A 21,087-nucleotide genomic window follows, 5' to 3' on the forward strand; every position below is an offset into this window, starting at 1 on the left:
GGCAGGAAGTACGAATAGATTATTTTTGCAAAAAGTGAATTGAATTTATGGTAAATTATTTTTCTTCAGACTTTAAACTTGGAATTTTAGGCGGAGGCCAACTGGGTAAAATGATGTTGTACGAAACCAGGAAATATGATATCCAAACCCTGGTACTGGACCCAAGTGACGAGGCTCCCTGTAAAATTTCCTGTAATTACTTTGAGCAGGGAGATCTTATGGATTATGAAACTGTCCTGAACTTTGGAAGAAAAGCAGATGTGGTGACTTTTGAAATTGAAGGCGTAAATATCGAAGCTCTAAAAAAGCTGGAATCTGAAGGCATTAAAACCTATCCTTCTGCCAGCACTTTGGAAAAGATCCAGAATAAAGCAGTTCAGAAACAATTTTATAAAGATAAAAATATACCCACGGCAGACTTTGTGGTTTTTGAATCGCTTCAAAAATTAAAAGAAGCCGTTGGAAATAATAATATAGAAATTCCATTTGTCTGGAAAAGCGCCACCGGTGGCTATGATGGCAAAGGTGTTTCTGTGATAAGAAATACAGGTGACCTTGACAATTTATCTGAAGGAGAATGTATTGCCGAAAAATTGATCCCTTTCAAAAATGAGCTGGCAGTGATCGTGGCCAGAAATCCTTCTGGAGAAATGAAAACTTATCCGGTGGTGGAAATGGAATTTCATCCTACGGCAAATCAGGTAGAATATGTAATTTGTCCTGCCCGGATCGATGAAAATATTTCTGAAAAAGCAAGGAATATTGCTGAAAAAGTTTCTAAAGCTTTCCAACATGTGGGTCTACTCGCAGTAGAAATGTTCCAAACAGAAGATGATCAAATCCTAATCAATGAAGTGGCGCCACGACCACATAATAGTGGACATTACAGCATAGAAGCCTCTTATACCAATCAGTTTGAACAACATATTAGAGCGATCCTTGACTTACCTTTAGGCAATACAGAAAGTAAAGTAGGAGGCATTATGGTGAATTTGGTGGGCGATAAAGATCATGAAGGTGAAGTTGTGTATGAAAACATTGCCCAAATTATGGAAATGGACGGCGTGACTCCTCATATTTATGGAAAGAAAATTACCCGGCCATTCAGAAAAATGGGACATGTGACCATAGTAAACAAAGACCTATCAAAAGCAAGAAAAGTTGCTGAAGAAGTAAAGAATAGCATTAAAGTAATAAGCAAAAAATAACCAATATGGGAAAAGTAGCAGTAATCATGGGCAGCACCAGCGATATGCCGGTAATGCAGGAAGCCATAGATATATTAAAGGGTTTTGATATTGAGGTAGAAGTTGATATTGTTTCTGCCCACAGAACTCCTGAAAAACTTTTCGATTTTAGCAAGACAGCTCATGAAAAAGGCATTCAGGTAATTATTGCCGGAGCCGGTGGCGCTGCACATTTGCCTGGAATGGTTGCTGCTATGTCTCCTCTTCCCGTTATTGGAGTTCCAGTAAAATCAAGAAATTCCATAGATGGTTGGGATTCGGTACTTTCTATTCTTCAAATGCCTGGCGGGGTTCCGGTAGCAACCGTCGCATTAGATGGAGCTAAAAACGCGGGGATTCTTGCCGCACAAATTATAGGAATTTCAGATAAATGTGTGCTGGACAAAATCCTGGTGTACAAGGAAGGCCTTAAACAAAAAGTGATAGACGGTGCAAAATCCATTAAAAAATAAGAAAGGCCGCTGTTGCGGCCTTTCAAGTAGTAAACATTTTTTAATCTGTACTTATTATTTATTAACCATTCTAAATATAAAACCAGAACTTTGCAAACTACTAATTTATAATGAGTTCAATTTTAACAATAATTGGCTAAAATATTAAAAAAAATCTAAAATTCACCATCAACGTTAATTTTTTTCGGCTTTAGCGTTAAACTAAATATAGACTTATGGGTCCTCAGAATATATTGCTTACAGATTTTGAATATACTCCTTTCTCCAGAATTAATACGGAAGATTATAAACCTGCTATTTTAAAAGCAGTGGAGCTTGCGCGGGAAGACATCAATGACATTATTAAATCTGAAGAAGCTCCATCTTTTGAAAATACTATAGAAGCTTTGGAATTTTCAGGTCAAAAATTGGATAGAGTAACCAGTATTTTCTTCAATATTAATTCAGCTGAAACGAATGAACAAATTCAAAAGATTGCGCAGGAAGTTTCCCCTGTACTTTCAGAATTTAAGAATGATATCATTTTAAATAAACAACTATTTGAGAAAATAAAAGCGGTGTATGCCACTAAAGATTCTCTGGATTTAACGAAAGAGCAAATCATGCTGCTCGATAAAAAATATAAAGCCTTTACCCGAAATGGGGCGAACCTGCCAGATGAAAAACAGGCAGAACATAGGGAAATTGACAAGGAGCTTTCGAAATTAAAACTTCAGTTTGGAGAAAATGTCCTTGCTGAAACCAATAAATACGAACTTCAGGTAACCGATGAATCCAGACTTGATGGCCTTCCGGAAAGCTTTAAGGACGAAGCGAGATCGGTTGCAAACTCTAAAGATAAGGATGGTTGGATTTTCAGCCTGGAATACCCCAGCTATATACCTTTTATGAAATATGCGAAAGATCGTGAACTTCGCAAAGAACTATCCCTTGCCTTTGGTTCCCGTGCTTTTCATAATGACGAATTAGACAACCGCGAAAATGTTCTGAAAATCGCCAAGTTAAGGTATCAAAGAGCAAAACTATTAGGCTTTAATTCCCATGCTCACTTCATTTTAGAAGAGCGTATGGCTGAAACTCCGGAAAAAGTAAATTCCTTTTTAGATGATATGCTTGAAAAAGCAAAACCAGCTGCTGAAAAGGAGTTTAAAGAACTGGAAAATTTTGCCAAAGATCTCGATGGAATAGATCAGCTTCAAAAATGGGATGCCGCTTATTATGGTGAAAAACTTAAACAGAAACTTTTTGATCTCGATGATGAAAAGTTAAAGCCGTATTTCAAACTCGAAAATGTGATCGAAGGGGTTTTTACAATAGCGCAAAAACTCTACGGACTCAATTTCAAAGAAGTTCACCATATTGACAAATATCACCAGGATGTTAAGACGTTTGAAGTAACTAATGAATTAGGAGAAGAAATTGCGCTTTTTTACGCCGATTTTCATCCTCGTCCCGGAAAACGAGATGGAGCCTGGATGACCATTTATAAAGATCAATATGTTCAGAATAATAAAAATGAGCGCCCACATATTTCTATCGTTTGCAATTTTACCAAACCAACTGAAAAAGAACCTTCCCTTCTCACCTTTAACGAAGTGACCACACTTTTTCATGAATTTGGCCATGCTCTTCACGGGATGCTGGCAAACACGACTTACCCTAGCCTTTCCGGACCGAACGTTTATTGGGATTTTGTAGAACTCCCCAGTCAGGTATTGGAAAACTGGTGTTATGAAAAAGAAGCCCTGCAGCTTTTTGCTAAACATTATAAAACGGGAGAAGCAATCCCTCAGCAGTATATAGATAAAATTAAAGAATCGGCTAATTTCCTTGAAGGAATGGCTACTTTAAGACAATTGAGTTTTGGTATGCTGGATCTTAGCTGGCACGCCATTGACCCGACGAACGTAAATGATGTTAAAGAGCATGAACTCGAAGCTTTTGAAGCTACAAAACTATACCCGGATGTTCCTTCAAATTGTATGAGCACAGCATTTTCCCATATTTTTCAGGGAGGGTATTCCGCAGGATATTATTCTTATAAATGGGCTGAAGTATTGGATGCAGACACCTTTGAATACTTTACTGAAAATGGTATTTTCAGCAAGGATATTGCCGATAAATTCAGAGAAAATATTCTTTCAAAAGGGGGCACCGAGCATCCAATGGAACTTTACAAACGTTTCCGCGGAAAGGAACCCAAACCCGATGCATTGCTAAGAAGAGCCGGATTAATTTCAAAATAGCTGAAAACGGTTGTCATACCTAAATCTTATCCTTTCTATAACTTTATATAGCCTATCTTTTGCTATTTTTGACTAGAACCGATTAATTTAGATCATGTCAGCCAACACCCTCGACCCTAACAAATGGGTGGATAAATATTCAGACTACCTTTTTAATTACACGATAGTTCGTGTAAATAATCGCGAGGTAGCTAATGATCTTATTTCCGAAACTTTTCTGGCTGGGCTAAAATCGGCTAAGAATTTTAAGGGAGAAGCGAGTGAAAGAACCTGGCTTATTTCAATATTAAAGCGAAAAATTATAGATTACTACCGTAAGATCAATTCGCGTAAAGGGAAAGCAGAGGTCAAAATCAATTATTCTGATGATTATAATGAAGGAGAATGGCTGGAAGAACAGGTAGCAGACCAGTTCGACAGAACTGCCGAAGATGAAATGGAGAATAATGAACTTGGATTGGCAATCCTGGATTGTCTGGATTCTATAAATGAAAAACACGCAGAGATCTTTAAGCGAAAAACAATTGATGGTGCAGATACGGAAGCAATTTGTAATGAATTTAATATCACCCCGTCTAATCTCTGGGTTATTATACATAGAGCCAGGACTGCACTGGCTGCTTGTTTAGAAAAAAACTGGTTTTAATTATGGGCAAAAAAGCTAAGTTTCTTTTTTTTAATTGTTCTGAAGCGGCTACCTGTTGCGATAAAGCTCAATATGAAGAGGCAAATTTATTTGAAAAAGCAAAATTAATGCTGCACCTGGCATTTTGCAAAACCTGCAGAAAATTTTCTGCCCGCAATTCCAGGCTCACCCATCTAATGAAAGAATCTAAACTGGAAACTTGTCCAGAAGAAAAGAAAAAACAGTGGCGTGAAGAAATTAAGAAAGAATTTGCGGAAGAACGTTCTTAAAACATAAATATATCCCTAAATAAAAAATCGGTACTGCTTCCACCCAAAAAGAAGCATAATATTTTTTCTGATTCTCTCTCGATTTCCAAAGCATCACTCCACTTATAACTAGAATTATCGCCAAAGCAAGAAATTCATTTAATTGGAAAGAATTCTGAAATAACTCTATCAGAAATATGAAACCAATTAAAAAAGTTCCAAATGTTTTAGTCTTAAAAACCCCAAGTTTCTGAGGAATCGTTCCCAGGTTTGCCCTATCAAAATTAAGATCTCTTATTTCGAAAGGCAGGGTTAAGACAATCACCAGTAAAAGACGTTGTATGAAATTGGCTAATATTTCAATTTCAAGATATTTTTCAGCATTAATAAGAGGAAGAATTACTGTGCTTCCTGCCCAAACGATAGCAATAATAAAGATTTTTATTCCGGGTAGGCTTCTCAGGTTTTTACCTCCCCCAAAAAGGGGAACCGCATAAAATAGGGTGAATAAACCTAAAATTCCTGTGGCAATAAGGACTTCAATTTTCAACTGAAAACAAAAATATATTAAGGCAATAAAAGATAGACCAGAGAAAATCTGAATGATCCTAAGATTCTTTGCCAGGCTTAAATGATGAAGTTTCGCTATTCCCGCATACTTCACAAAATTATAACCGGTAATAGAGGCAAAAAATATGAATCCTATTAAATTTTTATCCGGTTCAAGATCATGCTCAAAATAAGTGATCAGGGTAAAAACAACAATCGCTAAGGAGACATGAATGCTACTATTCAGGTAAAGTTCGAAAGCATTTTGCAAATACTTCATTTTACGAAATTACATATAAAATTATTCAGAAAGTGAACCTCAGAAAATCTTAACAAGTGTATGCCATTAAAGGCTAAAAAAATAGCTTGAAATTATGTATTTTCGCAGCACGAAAAACACAACTATTATTTTAATGAGAACAGATTCTTTCGCGTTACGTCACATAGGTCCTAAAGCAGAAAATCTACAGGAAATGCTGGATACCATCGGCGTTGAGTCTATAGAGCAATTAATTTACGAGACGATCCCCGATGATATTAGGCTCCACCAGCCACTCAACCTTCCGAAAGCGATGAGTGAAAACCAATATGCCGAGCATATAAAAAAGCTTTCTGAAAAGAACAGGGTTTTCAAAACATACATAGGTCTTGGGTATCACCAGGCAATACTTCCGGCAGTTATTCAGAGAAATATTCTGGAAAATCCGGGTTGGTACACCGCTTACACCCCTTATCAGGCTGAAATTGCCCAGGGACGCCTGGAAGCTTTACTAAATTTCCAAACCATGGTAAGCGATCTTACCGGAATGGAGATAGCAAATGCTTCACTTTTAGACGAATCTACTGCGGCGGCCGAAGCCATGGCCTTATTGCATGCGGTACGCGACAGAAAACAAAAGAAAAATGAAGTAAACAAGTTTTTTGTCTCTCAACAAACCCTGCCTCAAACCATTTCTTTAATGGAAACCAGAGCCAATTTCCTGGGAATAGATATGATTGTTGGAGACCATGAAGAATTTGACTTCTCAGAAGAATATTTTGGCGCTCTGGTACAATATCCTGGAAAATTCGGACAGATTTTTGACTATGCTGATTTTGTTGAAAATTGTAGGAATGCAAATATCAAAACTGCGGTTGCGGCAGATATACTCAGCCTTGTTAAACTTCAGGCTCCGGGAGAACTTGGAGTTGATGTTGTGGTTGGAACCACTCAAAGATTTGGAATTCCGCTAGGTTATGGCGGCCCTCACGCGGCATATTTCGCTACCAAAGAAGAATATAAACGTAATTTACCCGGAAGAATCATTGGTCTTACTAAAGATCTTGATGGTAACAACGCTCTAAGAATGGCGCTTCAAACCCGGGAGCAGCATATAAAAAGAGATAAAGCAACCTCAAATATCTGTACTGCACAGGTATTATTGGCCGTTATGGCAGGAATGTACGCTGTCTATCACGGCCCTAAAGGTCTTGAATACATCGCAAACACAGTACATGCTTCTGCCGTTTCTCTTGAAGGTAGCCTGAAAGAACTTGGATTTGAGCAATTAAATTCCGCGTATTTCGATACAATTCATGTAAAGGCAGATACTTCTAAATTGAAGAAAATTGCTGAAGATCACGAAATCAACTTCTTTTATCCAGATGCTGAAAGTGCCTGTATTTCTATAAATGAAACTACCACTACAGACGATATTAATGCTATAGTAGCTGTTTTTGCAGAACTTGCGGAAAAAGATAAATCAGAGATCGAAGAACTTTCTGAAAAAATTGCAATTCCTGAAAATCTTCAGAGAAAAACTGAATTTTTAACGCATGAAGTTTTCAACCTGTATCATTCAGAAACTGAACTGATGCGTTATATCAAAAAACTGGAGCGTAAAGATCTTTCGTTAAATCACTCCATGATATCTCTTGGATCGTGTACCATGAAACTTAATGCAGCTTCAGAAATGCTTCCTTTGAGCAACCCACAATGGGGAAATATGCACCCGTTTGCACCGGTAGACCAGGCAGAAGGTTATCAAACTGTTTTAAAAGAATTAGAGCATCAATTAACCGAAATAACTGGTTTTTCAGCAACCTCCCTGCAACCTAACTCAGGTGCTCAGGGAGAGTATGCCGGATTAATGGTAATCAGGGCTTATCATGAAGCCAACGGAGAAGGACATAGAAATGTCTGTTTAATTCCATCTTCTGCTCACGGAACCAATCCGGCTTCTGCAGTTATGGCAGGAATGAAAGTAGTGGTTACTAAGGCTTCTGAAAACGGAAATATTGATGTAGAAGATCTTAAGCAAAAAGCTATAAAGTATAAAGATAATCTGGCGGCATTAATGGTCACCTATCCTTCTACGCATGGGGTTTTTGAATCTGCTATTCGGGAGATTACCAATATTATCCACGAAAATGGCGGACAGGTGTATATGGATGGTGCCAATATGAATGCACAGGTAGGATTAACAAATCCAGGAAGAATTGGAGCTGATGTTTGCCACTTGAATTTACATAAAACTTTTGCCATTCCTCACGGCGGGGGCGGACCAGGAGTTGGGCCTATTTGTGTTGCAGAGCAGCTAAAACCTTTTTTACCCGGTAATCCAGTTATTAAAACAGGAGGAGAAAAAGCAATTGGCGCAATTTCTTCTGCACCATGGGGTTCTTCTTTGGTGTGCCTAATCTCCTATGGTTATATTAAAATGCTTGGAACTGGCGGTCTACAAAAGGCTACAGAATATGCTATTCTAAATGCTAATTATATCAAAGCGAGGTTGAACGGACATTATAAAACCTTGTATTCAGGAGAAAGAGGACGAGCAGCCCATGAGATGATCATAGATTGCAGGCCATTCAAAGAACAGGGAATTGAGGTCACAGATATTGCCAAGCGACTTATAGATTATGGTTTTCACGCGCCTACGGTTTCTTTCCCTGTTGCCGGAACCATGATGATAGAGCCTACCGAAAGTGAGAGTAAACCAGAACTGGATCGTTTTTGTGATGCTCTGATTTCCATAAGAAAAGAAATAGAAGAAGTCTCAGCTAACGATAATAATAACGTATTGAAAAATGCACCGCACACTATTCATATGTTAACTTCAGATGAATGGGATCTCCCTTATTCCAGAGAGAAAGCGGCATACCCATTATCACATCTTCATGACAATAAATTCTGGCCGAGTGTTAGAAGAGTAGATGAAGCTTTTGGGGACAGGAATCTAATGTGCACGTGCCCCCCAACCGAGGAGTACGCAGAAGCTTAGGTTTTGATTGTATAAAAAAGAACCTGTTAGCCCGCAGGTTCTTTTACGACCAAAATTTTGTCAGTTTTAAATTATTTTTAAGATATTTATTTAAATTGTAGGCCTTAACCTAATAAGAAGTAAGTCAGATGAATTGTAAAATCACGGGGACGGGAAGTTATATACCGAATGTTATAACCAGGAATGCTGACTTCGACAAACACGAATTTTTTAATCTCGATGGTTCCACTTTTCCTCATGATAATGAAACTACCATTAGGAAATTTAAAGCTATTACGGGAATTGAAGAAAGACGATATTTAGATGAAAATTTAAATACTTCAGATATAGCCGTCATTGCAAGTCAGAAAGCCATTGAAAGCTCGGGAATTGATCCTGAAACCCTGGATTATATTATTGTCGCCCATAATTATGGTGATGTAAGATCCAACTCCATACAAAGCGATACGGTGCCTAGTTTGGCCACCCGGGTGAAGGCACATTTAAGGATTAAAAATCCAAAATGTGTAGGTTACGACCTTCTTTTTGGCTGTCCCGGATGGATTGAGGGCTTGATACAGGCACAGGCTTTTATCAAGGCAGGTATTGCAAAAAAATGTCTAATTATAGGAGCTGAAGCACTTTCCCGGGTTGTTGATAAGCATGACCGGGATTCCATGATATTTTCAGATGGTGCCGGCGCAGTAATTCTGGAAGCTTCAGAAAGTGAATCGGGAATTTTATCCCATGAATCTGCTACCTATTCTTTTCAGGAGTCAGAATATATTTATTTCGGAAAATCCAATCATTCTACTGCACCAGAAGAGATCAGGTATATCAAAATGCATGGCAGAAAGATTTACGAATTTGCTTTGGTCAATGTGCCCAGGGCAATGAAGGAATGCCTTGAGAATAGTGGTAAATCTATTAAGGATCTTAAAAAAGTCTTTATACACCAGGCGAATGAAAAAATGGATCATGCCATTATTCAAAGATTCTACAAACTTCATGGAATGACTCCTCCAGATGATGTAATGCCCATGACAATCCATGAATTAGGGAATAGCAGTGTAGCTACGGTGCCAACCCTTTTTGATCTTGTACAAAGGGGAAAAATAGATAATCAAAAACTGGAAAAAGGAGATGTCGTTATGTTTGCCAGCGTAGGAGCGGGAATGAACATCAATGCGATCACTTATCAGATCTAAAATGTACGAGAATACTTTTCCTGAAAAACGTTATCAAAAAACACTTGAATTTTTAAAAGAAATGCTGCCTCCGCCAGCCAAAGTTCTGGATCTGGGAGTTGAAAATCCTTTTTCTGAAATCATGAAAGAACACGGGTATGATGTTACCAATACCTCGGGAGAAGATCTAGACAATAATTTTGAAGCTGTAAAGAAAAAGACATACGATCTGGTAACCGCCTTTGAGATTTTTGAACATCTACTTGCTCCCTACAACATTCTACGGGAAATAAAAGCAGATAAAATCCTGGCCAGCGTACCTCTTAAATTATGGTTTTCGCCAGCTTACCGAAGCAAGACAGACAAATGGGACCGGCATTATCATGAATTTGAAGACTGGCAGTTCGATTGGCTGTTCGAAAAAAGCGGCTGGGAGATCAAAAAAAGCATTAAATGGACAAACCCTGTAAATAAGATTGGGATAAGGCCTGTCTTAAGAAAATTCACTCCGCGGTATTATGCTGTTTACGCTGAAAAAGCCTAGCTTTTTAGTCTAAAATTCTATCTTAGCAACTCATCATAATCTATTTTCTGTTGAAGATCTCCATTGTTATACCCGCCCACAATGAAGCTAATTTTATTGGTCAGACGCTTCAGTCGCTCGCAGATCAAAGCTTAAAACCTCATAAACTGGTTGTGGTGGATGACAGTTCTACCGATAATACTTCTGAAGTGGTTGAAGAATTTTCCAAAAAATATTCTTTCATGCAATTAGTTAAAAATAATTCTTCTACTGAACATGCCCCCGGCAGCAAGGTGATCAATGCTTTTTATAAAGGATATTATGAATTAGAGGATGATTTCGATATCATTTGTAAATTTGATGCAGACCTTATTTTTCCAAAAAATTATCTTGAAAAAATAGTCGCACATTTTAATGATAATAATTTGGCGGGGATGGTAGGAGGTTTTTGTTCAGTTCAAAGAAAAAATAAATGGATCCCTGAAAATTTAACCGGAAAAGATCATATTCGGGGAGCTCTTAAAGCTTACAGAAAACATTGCTTTATTCAGATTGGGGAATTAAAACCGGCAATGGGCTGGGATACTGCCGATGAACTTCTCGCACGTTTTCACGGCTGGAAGGTAATTACGGATGATTCTCTATATGTAAAACACCTAAGACCCACGGGAATGAATTATTTTGAACATTCCGGCCGCAAACAGGGCGAAGCATTTTACCGGTTGAGATACGGCACTTTATTGAGTTTAATCGCTTCAGCCAAACTGGCCGCGATGAAAATGAACCCTTTTGCTTTTTTACATTATATCACAGGCTACTTCAATGCAAAAAACAAAAAACGACCTTTTCTTGTTTCTGAAGAAGAAGGCCATTTTATAAGAAAATTACGCTGGGCTAACATCCGGAAAAAATTCGCCTAATCTTACAGCATTTGAATTAAAGGCTGACCGGTTGAAGCATCTGGAAAAGATATGCCCAGTAAAGCAGAAATTGTGGGCGCAATATCAGGAATTACTGAATGTTCAAAAGTGCTTCCCTTCTTAATCCCTTTTCCGAAGAAAATTAAAGGAACATGTGTATCATAAAGAAATCCGGAACCGTGGGTGGTTCCCTTTTCTGGATATACTATAAAGGCGGGATCTAATACAAAAACCACATCACCGCTACGTTCCTGGTTAAATCCATTCTGGATCAACGAACTAATTCCTTTGGTAAAGCTTCCCGATTGTAATTGTGACCTGGTATATACCCTGGAAATATTTTTTTGCTGAAGTAAATAGTGGGAAATCTTATTTTCTACTTCCTCTGCATCTAAATCTTCTTCAGTTAAAACATCATAATCCAGAAAAATCTGTGAATTAGAAATATTTTGAATGAGACTATCAACCTTAAACTCCTCGCTTAAAAATTGCTCTAATCTTTTATTTCCTTCTATATCATCATAATATCCTGAAGGAATTTTACGGGTATTTAAATAGGCAGGGACATCTACTCCTCCATGATCTGCAGTTAAAAAGACCGTATATTCACCCTCTCCAACATTTTGATCAAGATAGTTCAGGAGATCTGCCAAAGCCAGATCCAGCCTCATATAAGTATCCTGAATTTCTTTTGAATTCACTCCAAAATTATGACCTACATAATCGGTGCTGGAGAAACTAAGTGTAAGCACATCAGTAAATTTATCCTGACCCAGGTTTTCACCTTTGATCGCGGCTTTTGCAAATTCCGCCGTAAGGTCATTGCCAAAAGGTGTTGCTTTTATTAATTCATATTCTCCATTTTCAGAAGCCAGAGCTTCCAGATCATAAGGAAATGTGGCGGTTTCTTTTCCCTGATATCCAAATTCAAAGTTGTTCTCATCTACTCCACTTTCAGAATAAGTATCAATATCTTCCAGAGTATTCCATGTTTTTAAATACTCTTTTGCCTTGCCAGATCTATTGAAGTCTTTCACCCAGTCTGGTAATTCTGTCTTATAAAAAGAACTAGTGATCCATCTTGCCTCATCCCTTCCGTGGAACCAATAAGCTGCATTTGCAGTATGACCGGCTGGCAAAATTGCTCCCCGATCTTTCAAAGCAATACCAATAGTTTTCCCCTTCATTTGGGTGTGTAGCCGGTTTTCATCTCCAAAGGTAGTTGTCTTCATTCTATGCGGAGACATTTTACCAGCATCATTGGTGGTTCCAACTGGCTCCACATTTTCATCTCCTACACAATAAACCGAAGTATCCTTAAATTTATCAAACCAGCCATTACCTATAATTCCATGATATTCGGGAGTAGTACCGGTAAAAACCGAAGCATGACCGGGACCAGTATAGGTAGGCACATAGTTGAAATGGTTATTCTTAAAATTATACCCGTTATTCACAAGTCTTTTGAATCCTTCATCTCCAAACCGGTTCCAAAATCGGGTTAAGTAATCATACCTCATCTGGTCTACGACAATTCCTACTACCAATTTTGGTTTTTCATTTACAATTTGCGCCTTGATCGGTGAGAAGGCAAGCACTAATATAAATACCAATAAATACCGTTTCATTAGGTTAAATTTTTAAATGGATTCCAAAAATACTAAACTTGAAACGCTAAAGTTTAATTAAGCCTTAAATACTTTAGAACGAAATTTTAGTATTTTAGCTTTTCAAAATTGAATTAATGACCTACCTGCACTCCATTGGGGAATACTTTTTAATGCTTAAAGGAGTTTTTGGCCGAATGACCAAAGGTTCGGTTCTCAGAAATCTTATTCTAAAGGAGATAAATGAACTTATTATGGGTTCCCTGGGGATTGTCGCATTTCTATCATTTTTTATTGGAGCGGTAGTAGCAATTCAAACCGCACTGAACCTAAACAACCCGCTTATTCCTAAATCATTGGTAGCTTATGCCGCAAGGCAGTCTGTAATATTAGAATTTGCCCCTACTTTCATTTCCATTATTATGGCCGGTAAAGTAGGATCTTTTATTACTTCCAGTATTGGATCTATGAGAGTTACTGAACAAATTGACGCGCTGGAAGTAATGGGTATCAACTCCAAAAATTATCTCATCTTTCCCAAGATCATCGCAATGTTAACATATCCATTTGTAATTGCAATTTCGATGTTCCTTGGAATAGTAGGAGCTTATTGTGCTGCAGTGCTTGGAAATTTTGTCCCATCAGATGAATTTATAACGGGACTTCAGGACGATTTTAACGGTTTTCATCTTACGTACGCATTTATAAAAACATTTCTCTTTGCCATCATTTTAGCAACTGTACCAGCTTATCATGGTTATTATATGAAAGGTGGAGCTCTGGAAGTTGGGGAAGCCTCTACCACGTCTTTCGTATGGACCAGTGTAGTTCTAATTGTAACAAATTATGTGGTTACACAACTCTTATTAAGTTAGCAAATGATACAGGTAAAAAATTTATACAAAGGATTCAATAATCAGGAAGTACTTCGCGGGATTTCCTATACGTTTGAAAGAGGGAAAACAAACTTAATTATTGGTCAGTCTGGCTCAGGAAAAAGTGTCTTTTTAAAATGTATGCTCGGGCTATTTAAAGCTGATAAAGGAACCATTGAATACGATGGCAAACCTTACTCCAGTTTTTCAGATGAAGAACAGCGGGAATTAAGGACTGAAATAGGAATGCTTTTTCAGGGAGGTGCTTTATTCGACTCCATGACAGTGGAAGAGAACGTAATGTTCCCCCTAAGAATGTTTACAAAGCAGAGAAAAAAAGAAATGCTCTCCAGGGTTCATGAAGTACTGGAGCGTGTAAATCTCGACGGCACGGGCGACAAAATGCCTTCAGAGATTAGTGGGGGGATGCAAAAAAGGGTTGCGATCGCCAGAGCAATCGTAAACAAACCTAAATATCTTTTTTGTGATGAGCCAAATTCAGGACTTGACCCTCAAACGGCTACGGTAATTGATAATCTTATCCAGGAAATTACGCATGAGAATGATATTACCACCGTTCTCATCACGCACGATATGAATTCAGTCTTAGAAATTGGGGAACGTATCGCTTTTCTAAAAGATGGAAAATTGGCCTGGAAAGGCACCAAAGATGAAATTTTCCAGACAGACGATGAGACGGTTACCAATTTTGTGTATTCTTCCAATCTTTTTCAGAAGGTGCGCGAGGCACAGCTCAAAGGCCTTTAATTATCTCACATTCTTTATCGCGAGTGTATCAAGCTCTAAACGTACCCGCATCCAGTCGGCGAATTTGTCTTGTTCTGTAGCCAACTGCCTGGCATTTATCTTATCATTCCAAATCACCGTGAAGGTTGGAACGGTATCTGTTTTCTGAAAATTGGTGGTTATAAGATTAGAATATCCAATTTCTTCAATATTCTCATAATTGATCTTAGCCTCCTTACTCAAATTAACAAAAGAAAATTTATCGCCTCGATATTTCGAAAGTTCCGATTCTAATAATTGAATTCTGCGATCTTTATTCTGAAGTACTTCCTGATTCTTAACATAGAGATCCTCGAGAATCCCGCTTCTAACTACTGTTGAAAGTTCATTAATATCCTGGCTCTGATCATTTCCCTGATGGATTACAAGCTGACTTTCTTTAAGAGCTTCTATTTCCCCCAGTCGCTCCTGCCAGGTAGTAATGGTTGCAACTGGTACAGAATTACCTATCATATACACATCAATAGTCTTAGCCGCATAATCACTGGTTGCTTTTAAAACTTCAGTGCCGGAATACCTAACAGTATTTTCAATAAATTCTGCTGCCTTGCTTTGAAAAACCTGTTCTCTTAATAATTTCACGAACAGAACCACACTGGGGATCATTACTATAATAGCCACTGTGGATGCAATTTGAGCGGTCCTCCTCCTTCTTTTACTATTGGCATACCTTACCAACGGAAAACCCAGCAGTTTTGACACTACAAAGGTGGAAAGGGCGATAAATACCGCATTGATAGAAAACAAGTAGAGCGCTCCAAGAGCATATTCCCATTTTGCATTTGCTATACCATAGCCTACCGTACATAATGGTGGCATAAGAGCTGTGGCGATCGCAACCCCTAAGATTACGCTGGCTATAGTTCCTTTTTTAGTCTTAGCGACAATGAGGGCCAGTCCGCCAAAAATAGCTACCAGTACATCCAGAATTGTAGGATATGTTCTGGCTACCAGCTCTGGTGTTTCATTTTTAACCGGCGATATAAAAAAGTAAATGCTAGCGGTAAGCACACTTAGACCCACCATAATCCCAAGGTTCACAAAAGAACGCCTTAAAGTATCTACGTCATTGATAGCTACAGCCATTCCAATCCCTACAATAGGTCCCATTAAGGGAGAAATAAGCATGGCTCCAATCACCACCGCGGTACTACTTACATTTAACCCAATGGAAGCGACAAAAATTGAAAATATAAGGATCCAGGCATTATGGCCCTTAAAGGAAATATCTTTCTGTACAGCTTCTACTGTAGATTCTCTATCGGTATCTTCGCGAATGTCCAGCAGCCTACTAAAAAATGTTCTTGCTTTCTTATGAATCTCTTTGGCATCTTCCCTTAGGTTTTCACCTGAGGAATTCTTTGATTCGCCATCTGTAATTTTAGTATCTGCCATTTATTAACCTAGGTCTTCCCCAAAATCTTTCATTACCTTTTCCCTTAATTGCTTTATTTGCTGTTCTTCAGATTTTGGAACGATCATCAGGATATCCTTATCCTCCACAACTATATAATCTGAAAGTCCCTTTAAAACTACAATCTTTTTATCAATTGTAGAGACAATATTATTCTCTGAGTTTTCTGCTAAGAATCTGCAATTTATAGTTGTATTATTTTCTTCATCTGAAGGTAGTTCCGCTTGAACCGAAGACCAGGTTCCAAGATCACTCCAATTAAAGCTAACCGGAATCACAAACACAGCGTCAGATTTTTCCAGGATGGCGTAATCAATAGAAATATTGGAGGTTTTTGAATAGTTCGCTTCAATAAATTTTTCTTCTTCCGGAGTATTCCATTTTTTCTTTCCCTTATCTAAAACATGAAAAGTATCGGGAAGATATTTTTTAAAACTTTCAATGATGAATTTCGCACTCCAAATAAATATCCCGGCATTCCAGGCATAATTGCCGGCTTCGATAAATTGTTTCGCTTTTTTTTCACTCGGTTTTTCTATAAAAGCATCTACTTTCTTCAGGCTTTCCTGATCTTCCTTATCATATTTTATATAACCATAACCGGTATTTGGATAAGCCGGCTCTATCCCAAGCGTTACCAACTTATCATTATGCTCTACATTATTAAAAGCTTCCTGGATAGCCTCAAGAAATTTATCTTCTTCCTTGATCCAATGATCGCTAGGCGCTACGACGGTTAATGCCTTTGGGTTCTTATCGTAAATTTTTAAAGCTCCTAATAATATACTTGGAGCAGTATTCCTCATTTCAGGCTCAGCGACTACCTGTTCTTCTTTAATCTGTGGCACCTGATCCCTAATAATATCTACATACTTTTTATTGGTAAGTACATAAATATTTTCCATGGGAATCAATTTTGAAAGCCTTCTAAAAGTAGCCTGAAATAACGTCTCCCCAACGCCCAATATATCTATAAACTGTTTAGGATTTGATGCCTTGCTAGCCGGCCAAAATCGAGAACCAATACCACCTGCCATCAGGATCGCATAATAATTATCTTTTTTTGTACCCGTCATAATAATTTAAACCTTAATTAAATGTACTTCAGCATTGGGCTGAAATAAATAAATTCTTCCTGTCTCCACCTCCAAGCATTCATAGCGCTTTATTTTCTTTCTTACTTTTTTAAAAGTCTTTCCATTGTGTATTTTAAAAACACTGCCAAAAGGAATTTCAAAAATATAGCTTTTATCGTTCTCCGGATCAAAGCTTTTGAGAGCAACAGAGAGTCCCGCATCTGTATCACTACTGGCTTTGGGATTTCTAAAATGATTCGCTATTACCGGCAACAAAGAATTGGGGAAAATTTCGGGCCTAATAAATGGTAACATTAAGCTTCTGAAACAATGCTTCCACTCCAGGCCATGAGGTTTTATTCCCCGACCGTATTTTTCAAATGCTATCAAATGGGCTACCTCATGAATAGTTGTTATCAAGAATCTGTATTTATTCAAATTTGCATTGATAGTGATTTGCTGTGCTCCATCTGGCATTCGGCGATAATCCCCATGCCTGGTAATCCGTTCATTGACTATTTTCAAATGAACGCCGTTCATTTTTATCAATTCTGATACGGGTTCTACCGCATTTACTGGCAAGTATTTAGCGAGAATATCTCTCATCTATTAGGGCGTACTATTAGACACCTGCATTATTTTACCGTTGTAGAACTTTTGTCCATTCAGACTGAAATCTGCTATGTAATGTGCCATTTCTTCTGCGCTCACCGGAGCTTTATATCCAGGAAAAGCTTCTTCCAACATTTCAGTTTGAACTGCTCCCAGTGCCAATGCGTTAAATGAAGGACCGTTTTCCTTATATTCTTCCGCAAGCAATTCAGTTAGTGTAAGTAAAGCTCCTTTACTGGAACTATACGCTGCCAGGCCAGAAAATTTTATACTTCCCTGAATTCCACCCATACTACTAATATTTAATACATGCGACTTATCATTCATAAAAGGAAGTAATTTTCTGGTTACTTCAGCTACTCCAAAAACGTTTACTTTATAAACTGTAGTAAAATCCTCATAATTAGAATCTTTGAAGGGCTTGTTCAAAAGAGCACCTGCATTATTTATAAGAATATCTACTTTAGAATTCCAGTTTTTAGTAATGTAGCTTTCAGCCTTTAGCAAACTATCTTCTTTTGTAATATCAAAAGAAAATGCATGTACATTCTCAAGACCCAAATCTTTAACCGGCTTTTCATTTCTGGAAAGTGCGAGAACCTGATGTCCCATTTTAGATAAGAAAGAAACCAGCTCGAAACCTATACCTCTGCTAGTTCCGGTAATTACTACATTCTTCATTCATTAGTCATTTTAATTTCCTTGTCTCCGGTATTTGCCATTTTTCTCAAACCTGGAATAAGATCTTCTATTAGTGATGCCATGAACTCAGCATTAAGAAATTCAGATTCATCATCTACATGATGATAATATGGATAATTTGAAAAATCAAAGGTACTTACGGTTTGGGAGGGCACATTAAATACTTCAAAAAACGGATAATTATCGCTTCTCCTGAAAAGGCTCATTTGCTGCGCCTGGGGCAGGAATCCCAGAATTTGCTCTCCTTCAGAATATTCATTGAATTTTTCAGCGAGATTCGATTTTTCGAATCCGGTTAAATAAGCCCGGTAATCTTTGGCTTTCATGGGAACACCAATCATTTCCAGGTTGAACATCACATACAGGTCGAGGCCTTCTTCTTTCAATTTTTCAGCAAGATGCTTTGAACCTTTTAGCCCCATTTCTTCTCCTGAAAAAAGGGCAAATAAAATGCTTCTTTTATTTTCAGAATTAGCAAAATGTTTAGCCAATTGTATCACTCCTACAGTTCCTGCCGCATTATCATTGGCTCCATTGGCGATAGTATCCTCTTCTACTTCTTTCCCTGTGCCAATATGGTCATAATGTGCACCAATAATTATAAATTCATCTTTCAATTCCGGATCGTTCCCTTCTACATATCCCACGATATTAAAACCCTGGATATCATTTATCATGAAATTATCCCTGTAGGTTTCAAAATATGGTTCTACCCCAAAATCTTTAAACTTATTTTCAATAAAAACAGCAGCATCTTCAATTCCTTTAGTACCTGTTTTCCTTCCCATTAATTCATCTGATGACAAATACTTTAAATCATCCTGAACTTCATTTTTGGAAACCTCAGCTTTTACAATATCAGGATTCTTATCAGTCTGACCTGTACAGGCCAGGGTTGTGAAAAACACAAGAAACATTGCGTTGAACCTATTGAATAATCTATTTTTTCTCATAATGCTAAAGATAAAAAAATCCCGCGATTAGGCGGGATTATGATAGTTTATTAAGCTTTTGAATTAAGCCAGCATCGTTACCGGATTCTCCATATAAGTCTTTAAGGTCTGTAAGAAAGCAGCCCCTGTTGCTCCATCTACGGTACGGTGATCACAGGCAAGTGTTAACTTCATCGTATTTCCAACAACAATCTCACCATTTCTAACCACCGGCTTCTCTACAATAGTTCCTACGGAAAGTATCGCTGAATTAGGCTGATTTATAATACTGGTGAATTCTACAATCCCAAACATTCCAAGATTAGAAACGGTAAAGGTGCTCCCTTCCATCTCTGACGGTTGAATTTTCTTATTTCTTGCTTTACCAGCAAGATCCTTCACATTTCCACCAATTTGAGTCAGTGACATTTGATCTGCAAATTTCAAAACCGGCACCACCAGCCCTTCTTCAACAGCAACCGCCACTCCCATATGAATATGTTTGGCGATCTTAGTATTATCACCTGTCCACTGGCTGTTCACCTGCGGATGTTTTCTAAGAGCCATTGCAGACGCTTTGATCACCATATCGTTGAAAGACACCTTTACATCTGGCATTTCATTAATATGTTTTCTGGAAGCCATCGCATTAGCCATATCAACCTCGATAGTTAAATAATAATGCGGAGCGGTGAATTTAGACTCCCCAAGACGCTTGGCAATTACCTTACGCATTTGAGAATTCTTACGATCTTCAAAACTTTCTTCTCCTGCCGGAGTATAAGGCTGAGCTGCTGCCGTTGTTTTTTCAGCGGAATCAGCTTTTGCTTCAGCTCCAGCTTTTTTATCAGTTCCTTTAAAGTTCTCTATATCTTTCTTTACAATTCTGCCATTTTCTCCTGACCCGCTAACATCAGCAAGATCAATACCTTTATCTTCCGCCATCTTTTTAGCTAAAGGCGAAGCAAATATTCTTTTGCCGTCTTTGCCCTGAGCCGGACCTGAAGCTTCTTTCTCTTCTTTATCCTGTTTTTCTGAATCTTTAGAAGTATCTGTAGCTTCCTGTTTCTTATCTGAAGAAGTAGCTTTCTTTTTAGTACCTCCCGAAGTATCAATTTTGGAAACATCGGTTCCTTCAGGGCCTATAATGGCCAGCAGGCTATCCACTTTTGCAGATTCACCTTCCTGAATACCAATTTTCAGCAGCGTTCCCTCGTAAAAAGATTCAAATTCCATAGTAGCCTTATCGGTCTCGATCTCAGCCAGGATATCCCCTTCTTCTACTTTATCTCCTTCCTGTTTAAGCCATGCAGCGACGGTGCCTTCTTCCATGGTATCACTTAAACGAGGCATATTTATGATCTCAACACCTTCAGGTATACCTGAGGTCTCGTTGCTATCATCTTCAGACTGTGATTTTTCTTTCGAATCACCTTCTTTATCTGAATCGTCTTTTGATTCTTCATTTTCAGAATCATCAGATTTATCTTTTTTCTTTTTGTTCTTTTTATCGTCCGCATCATCACTTCCACCTCCATTGATAAGATCAGAAATATCTTCTCCTTCATCACCAATTATGGCTAGCAGTTCGTCCACCGGGGCTCCATCCCCCTCCTCAACTCCAATATGAAGCAGCGTACCTTCATAGAAAGATTCGAACTCCATTGTGGCCTTATCTGTTTCGATTTCAGCCAGGATATCACCTTCTTCTACTTTATCTCCCTTTTTTTTCAGCCACTTGGCAACGGTACCTTCTTCCATGGTATCGCTCAGGCGCGGCATTTTGATAACTTCTGCCATAG

The 21,087-nt window shown here is 38.1% G+C and carries 19 protein-coding genes; 11 read left to right on the plus strand and 8 right to left on the minus strand.

Going from position 1 to position 21,087, the window contains the following annotated elements:
• Positions 1 to 47 precede the first annotated feature (47 nt).
• The 5 genes from Q1K34_RS02875 to Q1K34_RS02895 all read left to right on the plus strand — a co-directional run bounded on the left by Q1K34_RS02875 (position 48) and on the right by Q1K34_RS02895 (position 4,860).
• On the plus strand, positions 48 to 1,208 hold the full coding sequence (locus Q1K34_RS02875) for a 5-(carboxyamino)imidazole ribonucleotide synthase (protein WP_300434247.1): 1,161 nt from the start codon (positions 48 to 50) through the stop codon (positions 1,206 to 1,208).
• A 5-nt stretch (positions 1,209 to 1,213) separates the two neighbouring features.
• Positions 1,214 to 1,699, plus strand: coding sequence for a 5-(carboxyamino)imidazole ribonucleotide mutase (gene purE / locus Q1K34_RS02880; protein WP_300434250.1), 486 nt, complete (start codon positions 1,214 to 1,216; stop codon positions 1,697 to 1,699).
• A gap of 215 nt (positions 1,700 to 1,914) precedes the next feature.
• Positions 1,915 to 3,945, plus strand: a complete 2,031-nt coding sequence (locus Q1K34_RS02885; protein WP_300434253.1) for a M3 family metallopeptidase — start codon at positions 1,915 to 1,917, stop codon at positions 3,943 to 3,945.
• 94 nt (positions 3,946 to 4,039) lie between these two features.
• Positions 4,040 to 4,591: a sigma-70 family RNA polymerase sigma factor gene (locus Q1K34_RS02890; RefSeq protein ID WP_300434256.1), complete on the plus strand. Its 552-nt coding sequence runs from the start codon at positions 4,040 to 4,042 to the stop codon at positions 4,589 to 4,591.
• 2 nt (positions 4,592 to 4,593) lie between these two features.
• Positions 4,594 to 4,860, plus strand: a complete 267-nt coding sequence (locus Q1K34_RS02895) for a hypothetical protein (protein WP_300434259.1) — start codon at positions 4,594 to 4,596, stop codon at positions 4,858 to 4,860.
• Here Q1K34_RS02895 and Q1K34_RS02900 read toward each other — a convergent pair.
• Positions 4,829 to 5,668 carry a hypothetical protein gene (locus tag Q1K34_RS02900; RefSeq protein WP_300434262.1) on the minus strand — a complete coding sequence of 280 codons (840 nt, stop codon included), beginning with the start codon at positions 5,666 to 5,668 and terminating at the stop codon, positions 4,829 to 4,831. The genes Q1K34_RS02895 and Q1K34_RS02900 overlap by 32 nt on opposite strands.
• Positions 5,669 to 5,801: 133 nt before the next feature.
• On the opposite strand from Q1K34_RS02900, the gene gcvP reads away from it, so the two are divergent.
• The 4 genes from gcvP (at position 5,802) to Q1K34_RS02920 (ending at position 11,260) form a co-directional block, all read left to right on the plus strand.
• Positions 5,802 to 8,651 (plus strand): aminomethyl-transferring glycine dehydrogenase, encoded by a 2,850-nt coding sequence (gene gcvP / locus Q1K34_RS02905; RefSeq protein WP_300434265.1) that lies wholly within the window; start codon positions 5,802 to 5,804, stop codon positions 8,649 to 8,651.
• A gap of 128 nt (positions 8,652 to 8,779) precedes the next feature.
• Positions 8,780 to 9,838, plus strand: a complete 1,059-nt coding sequence (locus Q1K34_RS02910) for a ketoacyl-ACP synthase III (protein ID WP_300434268.1) — start codon at positions 8,780 to 8,782, stop codon at positions 9,836 to 9,838.
• Position 9,839: 1 nt separating this feature from the next.
• Positions 9,840 to 10,361: a methyltransferase domain-containing protein gene (locus Q1K34_RS02915; RefSeq protein ID WP_300434413.1), complete on the plus strand. Its 522-nt coding sequence runs from the start codon at positions 9,840 to 9,842 to the stop codon at positions 10,359 to 10,361.
• A 50-nt stretch (positions 10,362 to 10,411) separates the two neighbouring features.
• Positions 10,412 to 11,260 carry a glycosyltransferase family A protein gene (locus tag Q1K34_RS02920; RefSeq protein WP_300434270.1) on the plus strand — a complete coding sequence of 283 codons (849 nt, stop codon included), beginning with the start codon at positions 10,412 to 10,414 and terminating at the stop codon, positions 11,258 to 11,260.
• A 2-nt stretch (positions 11,261 to 11,262) separates the two neighbouring features.
• Here Q1K34_RS02920 and pafA read toward each other — a convergent pair whose 3' ends face one another.
• Positions 11,263 to 12,888 carry an alkaline phosphatase PafA gene (gene pafA, locus Q1K34_RS02925; protein WP_300434273.1) on the minus strand — a complete coding sequence of 542 codons (1,626 nt, stop codon included), beginning with the start codon at positions 12,886 to 12,888 and terminating at the stop codon, positions 11,263 to 11,265.
• Positions 12,889 to 13,004: 116 nt separating this feature from the next.
• Between pafA and Q1K34_RS02930 the strand changes: the two genes are divergently transcribed.
• Both Q1K34_RS02930 and Q1K34_RS02935 read left to right on the plus strand, forming a co-directional pair.
• The gene (locus Q1K34_RS02930; RefSeq protein ID WP_300434276.1) at positions 13,005 to 13,742 is read left to right on the plus strand and encodes an ABC transporter permease; all 738 of its coding nucleotides are present in this window, start codon (positions 13,005 to 13,007) and stop codon (positions 13,740 to 13,742) included.
• A gap of 3 nt (positions 13,743 to 13,745) precedes the next feature.
• Positions 13,746 to 14,510 (plus strand): ABC transporter ATP-binding protein, encoded by a 765-nt coding sequence (locus Q1K34_RS02935; protein ID WP_300434278.1) that lies wholly within the window; start codon positions 13,746 to 13,748, stop codon positions 14,508 to 14,510.
• On the opposite strand, the gene Q1K34_RS02940 is transcribed toward Q1K34_RS02935, so the two are convergent.
• From Q1K34_RS02940 to Q1K34_RS02965, 6 genes are all read right to left on the minus strand, one after another.
• Positions 14,511 to 15,944 (minus strand): DUF389 domain-containing protein, encoded by a 1,434-nt coding sequence (locus Q1K34_RS02940; protein WP_300434280.1) that lies wholly within the window; start codon positions 15,942 to 15,944, stop codon positions 14,511 to 14,513.
• Between the two features lie 3 nt (positions 15,945 to 15,947).
• Positions 15,948 to 17,039: a mannose-1-phosphate guanylyltransferase gene (locus Q1K34_RS02945; RefSeq protein WP_300434281.1), complete on the minus strand. Its 1,092-nt coding sequence runs from the start codon at positions 17,037 to 17,039 to the stop codon at positions 15,948 to 15,950.
• 6 nt (positions 17,040 to 17,045) lie between these two features.
• The gene (locus tag Q1K34_RS02950) at positions 17,046 to 17,645 is read right to left on the minus strand and encodes a SprT-like domain-containing protein (RefSeq protein ID WP_300434284.1); all 600 of its coding nucleotides are present in this window, start codon (positions 17,643 to 17,645) and stop codon (positions 17,046 to 17,048) included.
• Between the two features lie 3 nt (positions 17,646 to 17,648).
• A complete protein-coding gene (locus tag Q1K34_RS02955) occupies positions 17,649 to 18,332 on the minus strand; it encodes an SDR family oxidoreductase (protein ID WP_300434286.1) in 684 nt (227 codons plus the stop codon).
• The gene (locus Q1K34_RS02960; RefSeq protein WP_300434289.1) at positions 18,329 to 19,306 is read right to left on the minus strand and encodes a M20/M25/M40 family metallo-hydrolase; all 978 of its coding nucleotides are present in this window, start codon (positions 19,304 to 19,306) and stop codon (positions 18,329 to 18,331) included. The genes Q1K34_RS02955 and Q1K34_RS02960 overlap by 4 nt, the downstream gene beginning before the upstream one ends.
• 63 nt (positions 19,307 to 19,369) lie before the next feature.
• The gene (locus Q1K34_RS02965; RefSeq protein ID WP_300434291.1) at positions 19,370 to 21,085 is read right to left on the minus strand and encodes a pyruvate dehydrogenase complex dihydrolipoamide acetyltransferase; all 1,716 of its coding nucleotides are present in this window, start codon (positions 21,083 to 21,085) and stop codon (positions 19,370 to 19,372) included.
• Between the last annotated feature and the right edge of the window lie 2 nt (positions 21,086 to 21,087).

It is taken from the genome of Christiangramia sp., assembly GCF_029937855.1.
Classification (GTDB): Bacteria; Bacteroidota; Bacteroidia; order Flavobacteriales; family Flavobacteriaceae; genus Christiangramia.

Bases quoted from the DNA above. Each gene is read 5' to 3' on its own strand.
- Q1K34_RS02875 (WP_300434247.1), top strand. From the start codon at position 48: ATGGTAAATTATTTTTCTTCAGACTTTAAACTTGGAATTTTAGGCGGA.
- purE (WP_300434250.1), top strand. From the start codon at position 1,214: ATGGGAAAAGTAGCAGTAATCATGGGCAGCACCAGCGATATGCCGGTA.
- Q1K34_RS02885 (WP_300434253.1), top strand. From the start codon at position 1,915: ATGGGTCCTCAGAATATATTGCTTACAGATTTTGAATATACTCCTTTC.
- Q1K34_RS02890 (WP_300434256.1), top strand. From the start codon at position 4,040: ATGTCAGCCAACACCCTCGACCCTAACAAATGGGTGGATAAATATTCA.
- Q1K34_RS02895 (WP_300434259.1), top strand. From the start codon at position 4,594: ATGGGCAAAAAAGCTAAGTTTCTTTTTTTTAATTGTTCTGAAGCGGCT.
- Q1K34_RS02900 (WP_300434262.1), bottom strand. From the start codon at position 5,668: ATGAAGTATTTGCAAAATGCTTTCGAACTTTACCTGAATAGTAGCATT.
- gcvP (WP_300434265.1), top strand. From the start codon at position 5,802: ATGAGAACAGATTCTTTCGCGTTACGTCACATAGGTCCTAAAGCAGAA.
- Q1K34_RS02910 (WP_300434268.1), top strand. From the start codon at position 8,780: ATGAATTGTAAAATCACGGGGACGGGAAGTTATATACCGAATGTTATA.
- Q1K34_RS02915 (WP_300434413.1), top strand. From the start codon at position 9,840: ATGTACGAGAATACTTTTCCTGAAAAACGTTATCAAAAAACACTTGAA.
- pafA (WP_300434273.1), bottom strand. From the start codon at position 12,888: ATGAAACGGTATTTATTGGTATTTATATTAGTGCTTGCCTTCTCACCG.
- Q1K34_RS02930 (WP_300434276.1), top strand. From the start codon at position 13,005: ATGACCTACCTGCACTCCATTGGGGAATACTTTTTAATGCTTAAAGGA.
- Q1K34_RS02935 (WP_300434278.1), top strand. From the start codon at position 13,746: ATGATACAGGTAAAAAATTTATACAAAGGATTCAATAATCAGGAAGTA.
- Q1K34_RS02940 (WP_300434280.1), bottom strand. From the start codon at position 15,944: ATGGCAGATACTAAAATTACAGATGGCGAATCAAAGAATTCCTCAGGT.
- Q1K34_RS02945 (WP_300434281.1), bottom strand. From the start codon at position 17,039: ATGACGGGTACAAAAAAAGATAATTATTATGCGATCCTGATGGCAGGT.
- Q1K34_RS02950 (WP_300434284.1), bottom strand. From the start codon at position 17,645: ATGAGAGATATTCTCGCTAAATACTTGCCAGTAAATGCGGTAGAACCC.
- Q1K34_RS02955 (WP_300434286.1), bottom strand. From the start codon at position 18,332: ATGAAGAATGTAGTAATTACCGGAACTAGCAGAGGTATAGGTTTCGAG.
- Q1K34_RS02960 (WP_300434289.1), bottom strand. From the start codon at position 19,306: ATGAGAAAAAATAGATTATTCAATAGGTTCAACGCAATGTTTCTTGTG.
- Q1K34_RS02965 (WP_300434291.1), bottom strand. From the start codon at position 21,085: ATGGCAGAAGTTATCAAAATGCCGCGCCTGAGCGATACCATGGAAGAA.